General features: G+C 56.3%; 1 protein-coding gene. It reads right to left on the bottom strand.

Annotation, left to right across the window (positions count from 1 at the left end; genetic code table 11):
* Positions 1-263: AI-2E family transporter (locus KVT28_RS25375; protein WP_217550960.1), on the bottom strand; the 263-nt coding region annotated here is incomplete at both ends.

Genomic DNA, 263 nt, shown 5'->3' with positions numbered 1-263 from the left:
ACACTGAAACCAGACGATAAGAAACCGCCAGGACCACCGGACCGATAAACAGCCCAATCATACCGAAAGCAAACAATCCGCCAATAACGCCGGAAAGAATCAGGATCATCGGTAGATCGGCACCCATGCGAATCAACACCGGACGCATCACGCTGTCCAGCGTGCCGACCACGCAACTCCACACCAGCAGCACCGTGCCCCACAGGAGATCTCCGCTCCAGTACACCCAGATAATCGCAGGCACTAACACTACCAGCGGACCG

Origin of the sequence: Pantoea sp. GbtcB22 (assembly GCF_019091025.1) — a bacterium.
Taxonomy (GTDB): domain Bacteria; phylum Pseudomonadota; class Gammaproteobacteria; order Enterobacterales; family Enterobacteriaceae; genus Pantoea; species Pantoea leporis.
Note: the sequence above shows the minus strand (reverse complement) of the source record. Positions and strands in the feature narration are given on the sequence as shown.